We start from the raw sequence: 16521 nt of genomic DNA, 5'->3' as shown, positions 1-16521 counted from the left end.
GTCCCCCGATCGATGAGGCCCGTCCGTCCCATGAAACGCCTTGCTACCGCCCCGCTCGCCCTCGCTCTGCTGGCTCTCGCTGCCTGCGGCTCTCAGGACAGCAACTCGAGCGCGCCCATCGGCAAGGTGGAAGGCAAAGCCGCGCCGGCGGGGGCCACATGGGCGCAGCAGGTCGTCGCCACGCCCGAGGGCGGCATCCGCATGGGCAACCCGGATGCGCCGATCAAGATCATCGAGTTCGCATCCAACACCTGCCCGCACTGCGCGCACTTCTCCGAGGAATCCAAGGATGTGCTCGAGCGCGATTATGTGAACACGGGCAAGGTGAGCTTCGAGTTCCGCAACTTCGTGATGAACCCGCTGGACATCAGCATGGCCATGCTGGCCCGCTGCACCGGGCCGGAAGCCTTCTTCCCGCTGACCCACCAGTTCTTCACCAATCAGCAGGCGATCATCGAGAAGCTGCAGTCCGCCGGCGAGGATGCGTATAAGAACGCGATGTCGGCCGCGCCGGATCAGCGCTTCCAGCGCATGGCCGAGGCGGCCGGGCTGATCGAGTTCGCCATGGAGCGCGGCGTGCCCGAGGCCAAGGCCCGCCAGTGCCTTGCCGACCCGAAGACCGCCGAAACGCTCGCCGCGAATGTGGAGCGCGACACGGCGCAATATTCCATCACCGGCACGCCGAGCTTCATCATGAACGGCAGCAAGCTCGACAATGTGTCGACCTGGCCGCAGCTCGTCGAGCAGCTGAAGAACGCAGGCGCCTGATTGGCGAGGCTGGGGGGCCATAGCATCGGAGCGGGCGTCGGACGGCGCACCGCCTCGCAGGCTGGGTCAGTCCGGCTGGGCCGCCCTGCCCGCTAAGCCATGCAGATTCGCCGCCTCAAGCTGACCGGCTTCAAGAGCTTCGTCGAGCCGACCGAGTTGCGGATCGAGCCGGGGCTGACCGGCATCGTCGGCCCCAATGGCTGCGGCAAATCCAATCTGCTGGAGGCGATCCGCTGGGTGATGGGCGAATCCAGCCCCAAATCCATGCGCGGCGGCGGCATGGACGATGTTATCTTCGCCGGCACCGCCACCCGCCCGGCCCGCGATTTTGCCGAAGTCGGCCTGTTCGCCAGCGTACCGCCGGGCACCGTGCTGCCGGCGATCGACATGGGCAGCGATGGCGAGCTGGAAGTCATGCGGCGCATCGAGCGCGGCGCGGGCAGCGCCTATCGCGCCAATGGGCGGGACGTGCGCGCCAAGGATGTCGCATTGCTCTTCGCCGATGCCGCCACCGGCCCCCACAGTCCGGCACTGGTCAGCCAGGGCAAGATCGCCGCGGTCATCGCCGCTAAGCCCGCTGAGCGCCGCGCGATGCTGGAAGAAGCGGCGGGCATCGCCGGCCTGCACGTGCGCCGCAAGGATGCCGAGCAGAAATTGCGCGCGAGCGCGGCCAATCTCGCCCGGCTGGATGAAATCCTTGCCGAGATGGACGTGCGCGCCAATGCGCTCCGTCGACAAGCGCGAGCCGCCGAGCGCTACACGGAATTGAGCGAAAAGATCGTGCTGGCCGAGGGACGCGTGTTCTTCGCCCGCCATCGCGAGGCCGCGACCGAAGCCGACCGCGCCGCGCAGGATGCCGAGAAGGCCGAGGCGCTGGTGCGGGTGGCGCAGGACGCGCAGCTGGGCGCCGCCGCTCATCAGCAGGCCGCCATCGAGACACTGGCACGCGCGCGCACGGCCGCCAATGAGGCCCGAGAGGCGGCAACGGAGGCCCGCTTCGCGCTGGAGCGGCTGACTGGCGAGCGCGATACCCTGCTGCGCCGGATCGCCGAGCTGGAAAGCCAGCTCGCGCGTGTGAGCGAGGACCAGCAGCGCGAGGGCGCGCTGGCCGCCGATGCCGCCAATGCCATCGAGGCGCTGCAGGCCGAGGATGCGACGCTCGCCGAGCGGATCAAGGCGGCCAAAACGACACTGCCGGCGTTCGTCACGCGCCTCGCGGAGGCCGAGACGGCCAGCCGCGATGCCGAGGTTGCGCTGGCGCAAGCCATGGCGCGACTGGCCGGCGAGCAGGCCGAGCGGCGGGTCGCCGAGGCCGGCCTGAACGCCGCGCGGCAGAAGCTCGCCCGCGCCCGCAGCGAGGCCGAGCGGATCGCCTCTGCCCTCACCGCCCTGCCCGATGCCGCGCCGCTTGCCACCCGCCAGCGCGCGGCCGAGCAAGCCAAGGCCGATGCCCTCACCGCCCGCACCGATGCCGAGGCGCGCATCGCCGCCGCCGCGCAGGCGCGCGAGACGCATACCCAGGCCGTCGCCGAGCAACAGCGCGCGCTCGCCGCCGCCCGCGCCACCGTCGCCGCGCTGGACAGCGAAGCCAAGGCACTGGCCCGCGGGCTGGAGACGCAGGGCAGCAGCGATCGCGCCATCGATGCGCTGCGCGTCGACCCCGGCTATGAGCACGCGCTCGCCGCCGCGCTGGGCGACGATTTGCAGGCCGCGCTGGGGGCGCAAGGTCTGGCCCGCTGGAGCGGCGCCGCCATCGATGCGCGCGACCCCGCTTTGCCGGATGGATGTGATGCCCTCGCCTCCCATGTGCGCGCGCCCGAGGCACTCGCCCGCCGCCTCGCGCAAATCGCCGTGGTCGAGCAAGATGACGGCCAGCCGCTTGCGGTCGGCCAGCGCCTTGTGACGCGCGACGGACAATTGCGGCGCTGGGACGGCTTTGTGGCGCAGGAAGGCGGCGGTGCAGCAGCCGAGCGGCTGATCCGCATCAACCGCCTTGCGGCCATCGAGCAGGAGCGGCCTGCCGTCGCTGCCACGGTCAGCGCTGCCGAACAGGCCTTGGGCGCCGCCGAGACATCGCTGCGCGAGGCCGGCACCGACGAGCGCGCTGCCCGCGAGGCGATGAGCGCTGCCGATACGGCCCTGCGCGGGGCGGAGCGCACGCTCGGCGAAGTGGCGACCGCATTGGAGCGCCTTGCTGGCCAGCGCGCGGATCTCGACCGACGCCATCAGGAAGCCTCTGCCGATCTCACCATCGCAGAGCGCGAGTTGGAAAGCGCGCAGGCCGCTCATAATGCCCTCCCCGCCGGTGACGACACCGCCGCGCGGGTCGATCTGCTCAAGTCCGGCGCGGAGCGGTGCCGGGCCGCGATCGGCCAGGTGCAGGCCGAGCGGGCCATGGCCGAGCGGGCGCTGGCCGCCGATGAGGAGCGCGTGAAGGCGATCCGCAGCGACGTGGCGGGCTGGAAGGCGCGCGCCGGCGATGCCGTGCGTCGCGTGGCCGAGATGAAGACCCGCGCCGAAGCGCAGGCCAGCGAACTGGACGGGCTGCGCGATCGGCCATCAGCGCTGGCGACGGAACTCGACGCCCTGACGCAGGCCGCTCGCGACCATCAGGCCGCTGTCGAGCAGAGCCGTAGCGAGGAAGCCGCCGCCGAGGCCACATTGGCCACCGCCGAAAAGGCGCTCGCCAATGCCAATGAGGCTCTCTCCACCGCCCGCGAGGCGCGAGCCGGAGCGCAGGCGCGCGCCGAACATGCCGTCGCGCGCCGCCGCGAAATCGGCCAGGCCTGCGGCGAGCGCTTCTCGTGCCCGCCGCCCGTGCTGCCGAGCAAGCTCGGCTTCGCGAGCGAGGAGGTCGTCGCCGCATCCGAAGAGCAGGCCCGCTATGACAAGCTGGTGCTGGACCGCGAGCGGATCGGCCCGGTCAATCTCGTCGCCGCCTCGGAGCTGGCCGAGCTGGAGGAGACGCAGACCAGAAGTCGCGCCGAAAGCGAGGAACTCACTACCGCGATCAACCAGCTGCGCGGCTCCATCGGCCATCTCAACCGCGAAGGGCGGCAACGGCTGCTCGCGGCCTTCGAGGCCGTGAACGGCCATTTCCAACGCCTGTTCAGCACACTCTTCCAGGGCGGAAGCGCGCATCTGGAACTGATCGAGAGCGATGATCCGCTGGAGGCCGGGCTTGAGATCCTCGCCCAGCCGCCGGGCAAGCGGCTGACGACGCTTACCCTTCTTTCGGGTGGCGAACAGGCTCTCACCGCAGTGGCGCTTATCTTCGGGCTCTTTCTAACCAATCCAGCACCGATTTGCGTGCTCGACGAGGTCGATGCGCCGCTGGACGACGCCAATATCGAGCGCTTCTGCGGGCTGTTGGAACGGATGGTGCAGGATACCGCGACCCGCTATCTGATCGTCACGCACAATGCCGTTACCATGAGCCGGATGCACCGGCTGTTCGGGGTGACGATGATCGAGCAGGGTGTGAGCCGGTTGGTGTCGGTGGACCTGCAGGCGGCTGAGGATTTGCTGGCGGCGGAATGAGGGGCCGTCCACGTCGCGGGAGAATAAGGCCGCCCTACCCCACGCCACTCCGTCACCCCGGACTTGATCCGGGGTCCAGCTCTTTGTGATGCGTGGGTTGGGGACTGCCGGAACGCGTTTGCGCCCTTTGGTCCAGAAGGTAGCGGGACCCCGGATCAAGTCCGGGGTGACGTAATGAACCCTGAGCGCCGTTAGGGCACCCTCGCCCTCAATGCGGCTCCTTGCTCACATCTACCTTTTCCACCCATTCCGGGTAGAAGCTCGGCTCGCGGCTCGACCAGCCCGCGGCCGTGGCGGCGGCTTCGCTGATCGACTGGAGCAGCGCCCGGCGACGTTCGGGGTGGAGGTGCGGCAGGCTGGCGGCGGCGCAGAAGGCGCCGGGCAGCCAGGGGCGCGACCCTGCGCCGATGAGACGCTCGTAGAGGAAACGATAGGCCGAGAAACTGTTCAGCCGGTTCTGGCCAAGGTCGAAGGCGGAGACGGTGACCAGTGGTGCCATGAACGGCTCGACCTGATCCAGGCCGCTATCATCGGGCACCCGCGCCTTGATCTCGTCCAGCCTGCCATAGAGCCGGCTCTGCGCCTTGATGCTCGCCGCCTCGACCACGTCGCGTCCCCAGGTTTCCATGGGCGCGCCGCGATGGAAGGCGACATCGAGAGAGCGGCGGATGTAACGCTGCGTTGCAGCCGGGAAGGAGGCGAACTCGCGCAGTTCCGCGAGGGTTACGGCCCCGTCAGTCGGCTTGGAATGCTGACCCAATGCTGCCTCCATCATTTACGTTTCGGAGACTATGCCCTGCCTGGTTACCGGCAGCTTAAGCCTCCGTTGTGCAACGTTCACATGGAATCAGATTATCTTGTGCGACGCAACAGGAATTTTCCTGAGCGGCATTCAGTTTGCCGGAAAATTCGCAAAGCCGTTGTAATTCTGTAGCTATTTGACGAAGCATCCGTCAAACAAATGATGTTGCAGCGCAACATTAAACGAAGAAAGCCGAGTCCGGTCGCGGTCCCCGCCAGCCACCGGCCTGTGTTTCTTTGCCCTCGTTCCCCCGATAGTAGCCGCTTGGCGCCACAAGGCAAGCAGACCGATGCATGCGACGAATGCCCACGGCTGCGGGAAAGCCTGCAAAGTCAGGATCAAGCCGCCGCGGCGCCCTTGGGCGAAATCGGGGGCGCAGTCCGGAACAGCTCGCCGAACGGATCGTCCTCGACCTCGGGTGCCGGCGCTTCCCGCACGGTGGCGCGGCGCATGTCGCGACGCTCGTTCCAGTCGAACTGGCCGCCCTTGTGGAACACCGCGAGATTGTCCCAGATCACCATGTCGCCAACGGCGTAATCGACGCTGATGGCATATTGGTCCTGCGTCGCGAAGTTGTTGAGATAATCGATGAGTTCGCGGCTCTCTTCCCAGCCCCAGCCGACGACGCGATAGCAGTGCGCGCCGGCGTAGATCATCTTGCGGCCCGAACCCTTGTGGACATGCACCAGCTTGTGGACCGGGCGGTGACGCGCCTCGATATCCTCGCGGCTGATCTCGGCACCGCCCTGCTTGCGCGACCACCAGAGGCTATGCTCGCATTCCAGATTTTCGATCTTGTCCTTCACGTCCTGCGGCAGGTCGTCATAGGCCGAGCGTGCATCGGCAAACCAGGTCGGCCCGCCGGACGGCGGCACTTCCACGGCGCGGAGCATGGAATAGGACGTGCGCAGGTCCATGAAGCTGCTGTCCGTGTGCCAAATCTGATCGCCCTTGCGATAGGTCGTGGCGCCCGGATCCCAGTTGATCTCGCCCTGCGCATTGAGATTGCCGGCGTTGAACAGGAAGATGCGCGGGCGGCCCTCGCGGGGCGGCAGGCTCTCCAGATGGCCGAAATTGCGCGCGAAGGCGATCTGCCCCTCATCGTCCAGCCCGGTGTTCCGGTAGACGGTCACGCCCCAGCGATCCTGCTGAGCGATCAGCTCGGCGATCGTATCCGCATCGAGCGGCTTGCTGATGTCCACGCCGGAAATTTCGGCGCCGAAACGGGGGGTGATGGGGGTGGCCGTGATCGTCATCAGTCTATCCTGCTCCTGAGGAGGCCGATAGTAGCACAATCATTAGCATGGTCAAGTATTAGCCACGCTCGGAATGCGCCCTGCTTCGCCAGCCTCGCGTCACGGCGATAGCGCGTTCCGCCTAGCTTTTCGAGGCTTTCATGCTGGCAAGAACCTCGCGCAGAGCGCTCAGCCCCGCCGGCTTGGGAAGCATTGGCCAATCCCTGGTGCCATCGCCCAGATAGCTGCTGTCCGGATAGCCGCTCATCACCACGAACGGGATATTGCGGGCCTCCAGTTCCATCAAAACCGGCTCCGAGGTTTCGCCGCCGAGATTATAATCGACGATTGCACCGGTGATATTGCCGCTTTCCAGAGCTGTAATCGCCTGGCTCACTGTGGAGACGGGATAGACTTCATCCGCCCCCAATTCGCGCAACGTCAACTCAAGGTCGAGCGCGATAAGCATTTCATCTTCAAGCAAAAGAACATTCAGCATCCCCGGTTCCTCGAACATTCAACGAGAGGCGCCGGCCTGCCCCTGTTACTGACCCTTTGCGGCCCGTTTACTATCATGAACGCGGCTCTGCGGTGCCTCTATGCGCGGTGAGTTGATGGATGTCTGTTCACTTTTGAACATAGACGGGAACTGCGGCGGGGGCTGATCGTTATGCATCGCATGCACGACATCGTCTCGCCCGGCATCGATCATAACAATCTGGTGGCAGCGCTGAACCCTGCCGATCTGGCCTTGATGGCCAAGGTAGCGCGCGTCGAGCGGCTACCGACGGGCGCGACCCTGTACGACCCCGGCGATACCGTGGTCGCCGCTTATTTCCCCCTTGGCGATGCGGTCGCGACATTCCACGTGCTGATGGACGACGGCTCGTCGGTCGAGATCGCGATGGTCGGACGTGAGGGCGCTGTGGGTGGCATCGTCAGCAGCGGGCGGCTAGCGGCCTATTCCCGCTCCTGCGTAATGCATGGCGGCTATTTCGCCCGGTTCGATTCTGCGACGCTGGAGACGCTGAAAGCGAGTTCTCCCGCCATTCGCGATCTGCTCAGCCGCTATGCGGACTGTCTGCTCGCCCAGATTTTCCAGTCGGTCGCGTGTAACGCCGTCCACAGCCTGGAGATGCGGGCGGCCAAATGGCTGACGGCCGCTGTCGATCGCACCGGCAACAATCAAGTGATGATGACGCAGGAGGAATTCGGGTCCCTTCTCGGCATTGCGCGCAGCTATGCCAGCCGCCTGATCAAGAGTTTCAAGACCGACGGGCTCGTCCAGACCCGGCGCGGCTCGCTCGTCGTGCTGGATGCGGATCGGCTGCGTCAGCGCGCCTGTTCATGCAACGATATGGTGCGCACCCATTTCGATCACGTGCTGGCGGGCGTCTATCCAGACCCCGCCGAGCTTGAGCATCTGGTCCACAACGTCAGCCCCTAACGTTTGCCAGGAGCTGTCGCGCAGGAGATGGCCTCCTACTTTCTGGTCTTCGGCGGAAGTGGCGCGCATTTGGTCTTGTCGCCGGCCAGACAGGCCGCGACATCCGCTTCCCACTTCGCCCGCGCCTCGGCGGCCTGCGCCTGTTCTGCGGCGATTTCTGCATCCCGCGCCGCCAGCGCGTCCCGATAGGTCTGTTCGCGTGCGGCCTGCTCGTCGGCAATGGCCTTCTTCTGCGCCTCGAAATCGCTCATCTGCTGCGCCGCCAGCTTTGCCTGCTCGGCATGGAGCACACGCCGCTCTTCCTGCTCCTGCGGGGTGTCCTGCGCCAGCGCGACGGTGGCTGAGACCATCACGGCGCCTGCAAGGGTCGCCAGTCGTGCGTAACGTGCCAGGGTCATGTCGTTCTCCGTCGTCTGTCGGGCCGGGCATTCCACGCCACGGCCTGCTGGTACAATGATTAAGATCAAGACTCGATGCACGCGCAATCGCGCGAATGTCCGTCGGGCCATCTCGCATCTGGCCTCGGGCGATCCTATCTGTGCCTCTGGCTGAACCTTGCCGCTGGATTCCCTTCAGGAACAGAGATAGAACACCGCTCATGAGCCTTACCCATATTTCGGTGCGCGGCGCGCGCGAGCACAATCTCAAGGGCATTGACGTGGATCTGCCGCGCGATGCGCTGGTCGTCATCACGGGCCTCTCGGGCAGCGGCAAGTCGAGCCTCGCCTTCGACACCATCTATGCCGAGGGCCAGCGGCGCTATGTGGAGTCCCTCTCCGCTTATGCGCGCCAGTTCCTGGAGATGATGCAGAAGCCGGATGTCGAGCATATCGACGGCCTCTCGCCGGCCATCTCCATCGAGCAGAAGACCACGAGCCGCAACCCGCGCTCCACGGTCGCGACCGTGACCGAGATCTACGACTATATGCGCCTGCTGTGGGCGCGCGTGGGCGTGCCTTACTCTCCCGCCACCGGCCTGCCGATCAGCGCGCAGACGGTGAGCCAGATGGTCGACCGCGTGCTGGCGCTTCCGGAGGGGACGCGGGTCTATCTGCTCGCCCCGGTCGTGCGGGGCCGCAAGGGCGAGTATCGCAAGGAGCTGGCCGAATGGCAGCGCGCCGGCTTCACCCGCGTGCGCATCGATGGCGAGTTCTACCCCATCGAGGAAGCCCCCGCGCTCGACAAGAAGTATAAGCACGACATCGAGGTGGTGGTGGACCGCGTGGTTGTCCGCGAGGATATGGCGCAGCGGCTGGCGGAGAGCTTCGAGACGGCGCTCAAGCTGGCTGAGGGGCTGGCTTATGTGGATTTGGCTGAGGGGACGGTGGCGTCTCTCCTTAACCCCTCCCTTTCAAGGGAGGGGCAAGGGGTGGGTGCTGGAGATGGCGGCTCAATGCCGTCATCGGAAGTCACGGGCGCGACGCAGCAGCCCCACCCCAACCCCTCCCCTGAAGGGGAGGGGCTGAAAAAAGGCATGAAAAACGCCGGCATTCCGGCCAACCGCATCATCTTCAGCGAAAAATTCGCATGCCCGGTCAGCGGCTTCACCATTCAGGAGATCGAGCCGCGCCTGTTCTCGTTCAACGCGCCGCAGGGCGCTTGCCCGGCCTGCGATGGCCTGGGCGAGAAGCTGGAGTTTGACGAGCAGCTCGTCGTCCCCAATGAGGCGCTGACCCTCAAAAAGGGCGCGATCGTGCCCTGGGCCAAGTCCAATCCGCCGAGCCCCTATTACATGCAGGTGCTCGCCTCCCTCGCCAAGGCCTTCGGCTTCAGCCTGGAGACGCCGTGGAGCGAACTGCCGGGTGAGGTGCGCCTCATCATCCTGCACGGCACGGGCGGCAAGCCGGTCACCCTCACCTTCCAGGATGGGCGCAAGAGCTACAGTGTCTCCAAACCGTTCGAGGGCGTGATCGGCAATCTCAACCGCCGGATGCTGCAGACGGACAGCGCCTGGATGCGCGAGGAGCTGGGCAAGTTCCAGACCGCGCAGCCCTGCGAGACCTGCGGCGGCGCGCGCCTCAAGCCCGAGGCGCTGGCCGTGAAGGTCGCGATGCAGGACATCGCTACCCCCACCCGCATGAGCGTGGTGGATGCGCTGGCCTGGTTCACTGCCCTGCCCCAGCAGCTGACCGACCAGCAGAACCAGATCGCCAAGGCCATCCTCAAGGAGATTATCGAGCGGCTCGGCTTCCTCAACAATGTCGGCCTCGATTATCTCAATCTGGACCGCACCAGCGGCACGCTCTCGGGCGGCGAGAGCCAGCGCATTCGCCTCGCCAGCCAGATCGGCTCGGGCCTCTCTGGCGTGCTCTATGTGCTGGATGAGCCGAGCATCGGCCTCCATCAGCGCGACAACGACATGCTGCTCGTGACGCTCAAGCGCCTGCGCGATCTCGGCAACACCGTCATCGTCGTGGAGCATGATGAGGACGCCATCCGCGCGGCCGACCATATCGTCGACATGGGGCCGGGCGCCGGCGTGCATGGCGGCGAGATCGTCGCGCAGGGCACGCTGGCCGATGTGCTGGCGACGCAGGGCTCGCTCACCGCCGATTATCTCAACGGCACGCGGGAAATCCCCGTCGCCGCCAAGCGCCGCAAGGGCAGCGGCAAGAAGCTGACCGTGAAGAATGCCCGCGCGAACAATCTCAAGGGCGTCAGCGCCTCCATCCCGCTCGGCACCTTCACCTGCATCACCGGCGTCTCCGGCTCGGGCAAGTCCAGCTTCACCATCGATACGCTCTATGCCGCCAGCGCCCGCGCGCTGAATGGCGCCCGTGTTATCGCCGGCGCGCATGACAAGATCGAGGGGCTGGAGCATCTCGACAAGGTGATCGACATCGATCAGTCGCCCATCGGCCGCACCCCGCGCTCCAACCCGGCGACCTATACCGGGGCCTTCACCAACATCCGCGACTGGTTCGCCGGCCTGCCGGAAAGCCAGGCGCGCGGCTACAAGCCCGGCCGCTTCTCCTTCAACGTGAAGGGCGGCCGCTGCGAGGCCTGCCAGGGCGATGGCGTCATCAAGATCGAGATGCACTTCCTGCCGGACGTCTACGTCACCTGCGAGGAATGCCACGGCAAGCGCTACAACCGCGAGACGCTGGAGGTGAAGTTCAAGGGCCACAGCATCGCCGACGTGCTGGACATGACGGTGGAAGACGCCGTCGAGTTCTTCAAGGCCGTGCCACCGATCCGCGACCGCATGGCCATGCTGGCGGAAGTGGGCCTGGGCTATGTGAAGGTCGGCCAGCAGGCGACGACCCTCTCGGGCGGCGAGGCCCAGCGCGTGAAGCTCGCCAAGGAGCTGAGCCGCCGCGCCACCGGCAACACGCTCTACATCCTCGATGAGCCCACCACCGGCCTGCACTTCGAGGATGTGCGCAAACTGCTCGAAGTGCTCCACGCGCTGGTCGAACAGGGCAACAGCGTGGTGGTGATCGAGCATAATCTCGATGTCATCAAGACCGCCGACTGGATCATCGACCTGGGGCCGGAAGGCGGCGTGAAGGGCGGCGAGATCGTCGCGACCGGCACGCCCGAGCAGGTAGTGAAGGAGAAGCGGAGTTATACGGGGCGGTATCTGGCGCCGTTGCTGGGGAAGAAGGCGGTGAGCGAGGCAGCGGAGTGACTTAGAGCAACCATGATTAACTAACTGTATGCGCTCAAAAGAGCGTAGTAACTCGGTGCTCGCACTTCACTGAGTCCATACCGTTTATAGAATTTTCGGGCAGCCCGCCATCCTTTCACAAAGCTCGGCATGCGACTTTCATTAGGTATATCTGAGCCATACCAAGATCCGGCTAGCAGGCTCTGCACGTTCAAAACATATGGATCGAGACCCTGCCCTAGAATTGCTTTATTTCTTTCCCTAACAGCGCGCGAAACTACATTGACCAGCCATCCATCAAGGGCAGCCAACTTCTCGACGTGGGTGATCAAAGGATAGAATGCCATCAATCCGCGAACGATAGGTAATTTTTGATCTTCCTCAATAAATTTATCGAGATCTCTTTCCTTTAGCCCTCCGTATATGTATATTCTTATCTCATTTATGCAAGTAATAAGGTCCCAATCTAGATGGTCACCTCCGATTCTATCTGGATTAATCGGATGACCCTGATTTGAATATTGCAGAAGATGTATATATATTATCTGACTTATCTTTCTTTTAATTCTTTTTATGGCTTTGCGTGTTAAATTTATTTCATCAGATGATACTTGATGACCTAAAAAATCTACATGGCTGATCTTTTTAAGATGGCTACCATCATCGACATCTAGAAAAAATTGTCGGCGATCATCTGATGACCTCTTTTCTAAGAGAGTTATCCCAGACGATTTCTCGAGGTTAATTTTAACGCCTGATCGCTCACAATGTGAACGAAATTCCAATTCTATATTTCTAGCATCTGAATAGGAATGGGCAACAGCGATCACGTCGTCTGCAAATCGAACGAACCAGCCCTTAAGACGTTCGAGCGTCATATCAAGCTCATGAGCCGCAATATTTGACAGGAACAACGATAAAGAGCTACCTTGCGGCACCCCTAACGTCCTCTTCCGATATTGCATTGTTTGCCAGCTAGGGTATTCAGCATATCGGTGCTTGAGAAATGCAGAGATAGCAATTCTCTCTGCATTCGTAATTACGAAGTTTTGTTTATCAATCAGTTTTTTGAGATAGTCATGATCTATAGTGTCAAAATATTTACTATAATCATACTTAAGTATAAATGTTTTTGATGGTTGCATCATCCTATTTAAGTGGATAATTGCCTCAATTACAGTCTTATCTGGTCGATATGCAAATGAATAGGCAGAAAAAATACCCTTATTTCTGTCTGTAATCCTTCTGTGAAAGACATTCGCGACTGCAGAATCCGGTATAGCAAACGACATTATCTCCCGAGATCCGCCATCAGGCTTATCAATTTCAAACAGAATAGCAGGTTTAGGCTCGTATTGTTTGCTATTAATTTTCGACCAAATTCTCTTTGCTAAGAATCTTGCATGATCTATGCAGTAAATAGGATCAAAATGTTTATCATAATCCCAATACGACGGGCGCCGATAAGGAGATGGTATAGAAACTATACCGGTTCTATGCGTAAATCGTTCGGAATGCTTTTTCGCTGAAGCCTCTGATCGACGCTCTTTTGCAAGTATGTTTCGAGCTTTTCGCTCAATTTCTTTTTCGAGAATTTGCCACATACTCAGGGTCGCCGAGGTCCGATGGTCAGGGGTTCGTTTGCGAAGGGTGGCACGACACCGCGTCTTACCTGCAATGTAATTTCCGGACCCCGGCTAGCGCTTCACGCACATATCGCAATGCTTTCAGAGCATTGAGGAATAGTCAAGAACTACTCGGCTTTCTGCGAATTGGGTGTCAATTTCTGGAACTGCTTGCGCCAGCAATCGACGCTAGAACGCGCTTGAGCCCGTCCGCGCCAGTTCGCATGACTGGACGCCGGAGCGCCAGCGTGCTGTCTTTCATTACGTTGGCCGGTACCATGTATCCCGGCTTACCAGCAATTCCGAAACTTGACCGATGCCCCTCCGCTCCTCACGGTGCGCCCCGCTTAACCGGAGAGGCCGCCAATGAACAGCCGACGCGATTTCATCAAGCAAACCGCCGCTGTCGGCGCTGCCACCCTCGCCCCCGCCGCCGCGCAGGCGCAGTCCCCCGCCCCGCCGCTCTGGCAGAAGCTCTACCCCGGCTTTCGCAACGAGCGGATCAAGACCAGTGGCGCGGAGATCAATGTTGTCACGGGCGGATCGGGGCCGCCCTTGCTCATGCTCCATGGTGCACCGGAGTCGCTCGTCACCTGGCATCTCGTCGCCCCGGCACTGGCGCGGGATTATACCGTCGTGCTGGCCGATCTGCGCGGCTATGGGGATAGCAGCAAGCCGGAGGGCGGCGCGGATCATTCGGCTTATTCCAAGCGGGCGATGGCGCAGGATGGCGTGGAGGTGATGGCGCAGCTGGGCCATGAGCGCTTCCTGCTCGTCGGCCATGATCGGGGCGCGCGGGTCGGGCGGCGGATGGCGCTGGATCATCCCGAGAAGGTCCGCAAGCTGGCCGTGCTGGACATATTGCCGGAGCATTATCTCTACAGCCATGTCACGCTCGGCTTCGTGCGTGGCTATTATCATTGGTTCAGCTTCCTGCGGCCCGCGCCCATTCCGGAGGAGGAGACGCTGGCGCGCTATCAGGCCGCCGCCGCCAATGCGGCCAGCGAGATCGAGCGGGAATATGATCGCCACCGGCTCGACCCGGCCATGCTCCATGCGATGTGCGAGGATTATCGTGCCTCGGCCTCGGTCGATCTGGATCTGGACCATGCCGATCTGGCGGCGGGCAAGAAGATCACCTGCCCGCTGCTCGCCATCTGGGCCGGCAAGGGGCTCTATCCGCGCCTGTTCGATGACATATTGGGCGTGTGGCAGGCCGAGGCGACGGACGTGCGAGGCCATGCGCTGCCCAATGCCACGCACAATCTGCAGGAAAGCGACCCGCAGGGGACGCTCGCGGCGCTGCAGGCCTTCCTGCGCGACTGACCTCGGGATCAATTTTTCGGAAGATGTAAGCGGAAAAGAAGTCCGGCCTCCCGGGGGGTGGGGGGGATGGGAGACCGGACCCTTTTCAGCCGCTCGGCTGTGTGTGGGAGATCACCGCCGAAGCGACTTTCTACCCCTTTGGGTGCAGCATTCACTGAACCTGTGCCCTATCAGATAGGGTCGACAGGCCAGGGAACAAGGGCTGCGCGATCAATCGCGCCTGACGCACGTTGGGCCGTCTCGCTGCATCGGACGGACGCATGCAGGCGCTCTTTCGTCGCAGCCATATGTTGGTGGCCGGGCGGGAGGGACCCGGCCACCGGGCTTGTTCAGGCGGACTTGTTCAGGCGAACGTGCCTCAGGTTGAGGGCGTGCCGGAGCCGCCCATGCCGGTGCCAAGTCCGCTGGTGCCGAAGATCTGCGAATTCTCGTTGGTGCCGGTCGTGCTGGTGGTCGCCGCGCTGCCGGCATAGCTGTCCGTCTTCACGCCGCCGGACTGGACGCCGGGGCGCGTGCCATCGGCATAGCCGCCGCCAATCGTCAGGCCCTCGGGCATGGGCGTGTCGTGCTTGAGCGTGACACGGTCGTCATGAATGCTGTCGACATAATCGAGGTTGATCTGGTGATGGCGGCTGTCCGCCGAATCCGTGCGGGTGAGGACCAGCAGATCGCCGTCCACCTTGTCGACGGTGCCGACATGGCGGCCGCTCGCGTCCGCGACTTCCATATGCTCCTTGATGCGCCACTTCTCGAACATGGCTCGCTCCTTTTCTCTGCAGATACAATGAACTAGATGGTACTGAAGAGAGAACGGCCGAGGCGGCGGAGCGTTCCGAAAACCCCGCCCCATCCAGCGCATGGCAGCCACGACTGGGCCGTTCATAGCCGGCGCCGAGCGCAATCCGGCGCGAGACGGCGCGCGCCGCTTTTGATACGGGTCAATGCGTCCGGCCGCCTGAGCGGTCACACAGCAGCGGATGACCGACGCGATGACCACGCACCCCATGCCCCGCCCCTCTGCCGGCACCGGCGCCGCGCTCGCCTTGCCGGCAGCCTTGCTGCTGATCCTCGGCGGATGCGCCCGGCAGAGCGCCGCGGCGGTGAGCAGCGCGCCGGATACGCCCGGCTTCCTGCTCGGCCTGTGGCACGGCTTCATCTTCCCCTTCGCCTGGGCGCTGTCGCTGATCGCGGATGATGTCGCGGTCTATGCCGTGCCCAATAATGGCGGATGGTATGATTTCGGCTATTTCCTCGGCATCGTCGTCTTCGGCGTGGGCGCGCGCAAGACCAAGACGGTGACCGTCTATGTCGATCGCTGGCGCGGCCGGTGATGGCGAGCGCCCATCCTTCCGCTGCTGCACCTGCCTTCCGCAAGAAAGGATGCACCCATGCGTAAATGGCATCGCTGGACCACCGTCTTCATCGGCCTGTTCATGCTGTTCATCGCCCTGACCGGCTTGGGCAGCCATTTCGCCGCGATGGTCGCGCGGGGGAGCGTGTTCGAGACCGAGGAGCGCGGCGCACCGCCAGCCGCGCAGGCGCCGGTTGCGACGCAGAAGGCCGGCCCGTCTGCGGGTGCGCCCGGCGCGCCGCCCGCCGCCCAGCAAGCCGCCCAGGCAGCCGCGCAGCCAGCCACACAATCCGCGCCGAGCCCCGCCCGCAAGCTGGTCGGCCTGTTCCATCATCTCCATTCGGGCGAGTTTTTCGGCCCCGTCGGCGTGATCATCTCCCTCCTCTCCGGCTTCGCGCTCGTCTTCTTCGCGATTTCCGGCATGTGGATGTATGTGCAGATGTTCCGCAACCGCCTCAGCCGGGGACGGCGCGACATCTTCTGGAAATGACCCTTCCGGCGCTCATCATGGCCGGCGTCTCGGGCACTGCGGCGCTCTGCGGTGCGCTCATCCTCGCGCGCAAGGCGCGGACCCCGCAGGGGGTCTATGGCAAGCGCATCGCCGGCACCATGGCGCTCTCCTTCGCGCTCATCCTCGCCCTGTTCGCCTGGGGGCTGGAGCGCATGGCCGGCTGAACCGACGGCGGCCTGCGGCGCTGGCGAAAGTCAAGGCCGGGGACACAAAATTTACTGTGGATGAACGCCACAACACCGCTAGACATTGTGGTGGATTGGACTAGCATCCCCCTTCATCTAGTTATTTGTGCCCTACAGCCAT

General features: G+C 63.5%; 14 protein-coding genes. 8 read left to right on the top strand and 6 right to left on the bottom strand.

Going from position 1 to position 16521, the window contains the following annotated elements; genetic code table 11:
* The first annotated feature begins 30 nt into the window (after positions 1-30).
* The gene (locus tag M2331_RS02900; protein WP_264592264.1) at positions 31-768 is read left to right on the top strand and encodes a DsbA family protein; all 738 of its coding nucleotides are present in this window, start codon (positions 31-33) and stop codon (positions 766-768) included.
* 99 nt (positions 769-867) lie between these two features.
* Positions 868-4308 (top strand): chromosome segregation protein SMC, encoded by a 3441-nt coding sequence (gene smc / locus M2331_RS02895; protein WP_181558893.1) that lies wholly within the window; start codon positions 868-870, stop codon positions 4306-4308.
* Positions 4309-4516: 208 nt separating this feature from the next.
* On the opposite strand, the gene M2331_RS02890 is transcribed toward smc, so the two are convergent.
* The 3 genes from M2331_RS02890 to M2331_RS02880 all read right to left on the bottom strand — a co-directional run bounded on the left by M2331_RS02890 (position 4517) and on the right by M2331_RS02880 (position 6844).
* Complete coding sequence (locus M2331_RS02890) at positions 4517-5080, bottom strand: hypothetical protein (protein ID WP_413715159.1); 564 nt, start codon at positions 5078-5080, stop codon at positions 4517-4519.
* Between the two features lie 368 nt (positions 5081-5448).
* Positions 5449-6366, bottom strand: coding sequence for a TauD/TfdA dioxygenase family protein (locus M2331_RS02885; RefSeq protein WP_181558891.1), 918 nt, complete (start codon positions 6364-6366; stop codon positions 5449-5451).
* A 121-nt stretch (positions 6367-6487) separates the two neighbouring features.
* Positions 6488-6844, bottom strand: a complete 357-nt coding sequence (locus M2331_RS02880; protein ID WP_181558890.1) for a hypothetical protein — start codon at positions 6842-6844, stop codon at positions 6488-6490.
* 171 nt (positions 6845-7015) lie between these two features.
* Between M2331_RS02880 and M2331_RS02875 the strand changes: the two genes are divergently transcribed.
* Positions 7016-7792 (top strand): Crp/Fnr family transcriptional regulator, encoded by a 777-nt coding sequence (locus tag M2331_RS02875; protein WP_181558889.1) that lies wholly within the window; start codon positions 7016-7018, stop codon positions 7790-7792.
* A gap of 35 nt (positions 7793-7827) precedes the next feature.
* Here M2331_RS02875 and M2331_RS02870 read toward each other — a convergent pair whose 3' ends face one another.
* Complete coding sequence (locus tag M2331_RS02870; RefSeq protein WP_181558888.1) at positions 7828-8190, bottom strand: hypothetical protein; 363 nt, start codon at positions 8188-8190, stop codon at positions 7828-7830.
* Between the two features lie 200 nt (positions 8191-8390).
* Between M2331_RS02870 and uvrA the strand changes: the two genes are divergently transcribed.
* Entirely contained in the window at positions 8391-11423 is a 3033-nt protein-coding gene (gene uvrA / locus M2331_RS02865; RefSeq protein ID WP_181558887.1) for an excinuclease ABC subunit UvrA, read from the top strand.
* Between the two features lie 20 nt (positions 11424-11443).
* Here the strand turns inward: uvrA and M2331_RS02860 are convergent, their stop codons facing one another.
* Positions 11444-13006 (bottom strand): reverse transcriptase domain-containing protein, encoded by a 1563-nt coding sequence (locus M2331_RS02860; RefSeq protein ID WP_181558886.1) that lies wholly within the window; start codon positions 13004-13006, stop codon positions 11444-11446.
* Positions 13007-13393: 387 nt separating this feature from the next.
* On the opposite strand from M2331_RS02860, the gene M2331_RS02855 reads away from it, so the two are divergent.
* Positions 13394-14353: an alpha/beta fold hydrolase gene (locus M2331_RS02855; RefSeq protein WP_181558885.1), complete on the top strand. Its 960-nt coding sequence runs from the start codon at positions 13394-13396 to the stop codon at positions 14351-14353.
* Positions 14354-14711: 358 nt separating this feature from the next.
* Here the strand turns inward: M2331_RS02855 and M2331_RS02850 are convergent, their stop codons facing one another.
* A complete protein-coding gene (locus M2331_RS02850; RefSeq protein ID WP_220128504.1) occupies positions 14712-15110 on the bottom strand; it encodes a DUF2171 domain-containing protein in 399 nt (132 codons plus the stop codon).
* A gap of 220 nt (positions 15111-15330) precedes the next feature.
* On the opposite strand from M2331_RS02850, the gene M2331_RS02845 reads away from it, so the two are divergent.
* Genes M2331_RS02845 through M2331_RS02835 form a run of 3 tightly spaced genes read left to right on the top strand, consistent with a single transcriptional unit; the run spans position 15331 to position 16379 of the window.
* Positions 15331-15684, top strand: coding sequence for a hypothetical protein (locus M2331_RS02845; protein ID WP_413716064.1), 354 nt, complete (start codon positions 15331-15333; stop codon positions 15682-15684).
* Between the two features lie 57 nt (positions 15685-15741).
* Entirely contained in the window at positions 15742-16194 is a 453-nt protein-coding gene (locus tag M2331_RS02840; protein WP_181558884.1) for a PepSY domain-containing protein, read from the top strand.
* Positions 16191-16379 (top strand): hypothetical protein, encoded by a 189-nt coding sequence (locus tag M2331_RS02835; protein WP_181558883.1) that lies wholly within the window; start codon positions 16191-16193, stop codon positions 16377-16379. The genes M2331_RS02840 and M2331_RS02835 overlap by 4 nt, the downstream gene beginning before the upstream one ends.
* Positions 16380-16521 lie beyond the last annotated feature (142 nt).

The organism is Sphingobium sp. B10D7B (genome assembly GCF_025961955.1).
GTDB lineage: Bacteria > Pseudomonadota > Alphaproteobacteria > Sphingomonadales > Sphingomonadaceae > Sphingobium.
Note: the sequence above shows the minus strand (reverse complement) of the source record. Positions and strands in the feature narration are given on the sequence as shown.

What these genes read in the sequence shown, in the direction of transcription:
- M2331_RS02845 (WP_413716064.1), top strand. Translation starts at nt 15,331, where the DNA reads ATGACCGACGCGATGACCACGCACCCCATGCCCCGCCCCTCTGCCGGC.
- M2331_RS02835 (WP_181558883.1), top strand. Translation starts at nt 16,191, where the DNA reads ATGACCCTTCCGGCGCTCATCATGGCCGGCGTCTCGGGCACTGCGGCG.
- M2331_RS02840 (WP_181558884.1), top strand. Translation starts at nt 15,742, where the DNA reads ATGCGTAAATGGCATCGCTGGACCACCGTCTTCATCGGCCTGTTCATG.
- uvrA (WP_181558887.1), top strand. Translation starts at nt 8,391, where the DNA reads ATGAGCCTTACCCATATTTCGGTGCGCGGCGCGCGCGAGCACAATCTC.
- M2331_RS02870 (WP_181558888.1), bottom strand. Translation starts at nt 8,190, where the DNA reads ATGACCCTGGCACGTTACGCACGACTGGCGACCCTTGCAGGCGCCGTG.
- M2331_RS02875 (WP_181558889.1), top strand. Translation starts at nt 7,016, where the DNA reads ATGCATCGCATGCACGACATCGTCTCGCCCGGCATCGATCATAACAAT.
- M2331_RS02885 (WP_181558891.1), bottom strand. Translation starts at nt 6,366, where the DNA reads ATGACGATCACGGCCACCCCCATCACCCCCCGTTTCGGCGCCGAAATT.
- M2331_RS02850 (WP_220128504.1), bottom strand. Translation starts at nt 15,110, where the DNA reads ATGTTCGAGAAGTGGCGCATCAAGGAGCATATGGAAGTCGCGGACGCG.
- M2331_RS02900 (WP_264592264.1), top strand. Translation starts at nt 31, where the DNA reads ATGAAACGCCTTGCTACCGCCCCGCTCGCCCTCGCTCTGCTGGCTCTC.
- M2331_RS02855 (WP_181558885.1), top strand. Translation starts at nt 13,394, where the DNA reads ATGAACAGCCGACGCGATTTCATCAAGCAAACCGCCGCTGTCGGCGCT.
- M2331_RS02890 (WP_413715159.1), bottom strand. Translation starts at nt 5,080, where the DNA reads ATGGAGGCAGCATTGGGTCAGCATTCCAAGCCGACTGACGGGGCCGTA.
- M2331_RS02860 (WP_181558886.1), bottom strand. Translation starts at nt 13,006, where the DNA reads ATGTGGCAAATTCTCGAAAAAGAAATTGAGCGAAAAGCTCGAAACATA.
- smc (WP_181558893.1), top strand. Translation starts at nt 868, where the DNA reads ATGCAGATTCGCCGCCTCAAGCTGACCGGCTTCAAGAGCTTCGTCGAG.
- M2331_RS02880 (WP_181558890.1), bottom strand. Translation starts at nt 6,844, where the DNA reads ATGCTGAATGTTCTTTTGCTTGAAGATGAAATGCTTATCGCGCTCGAC.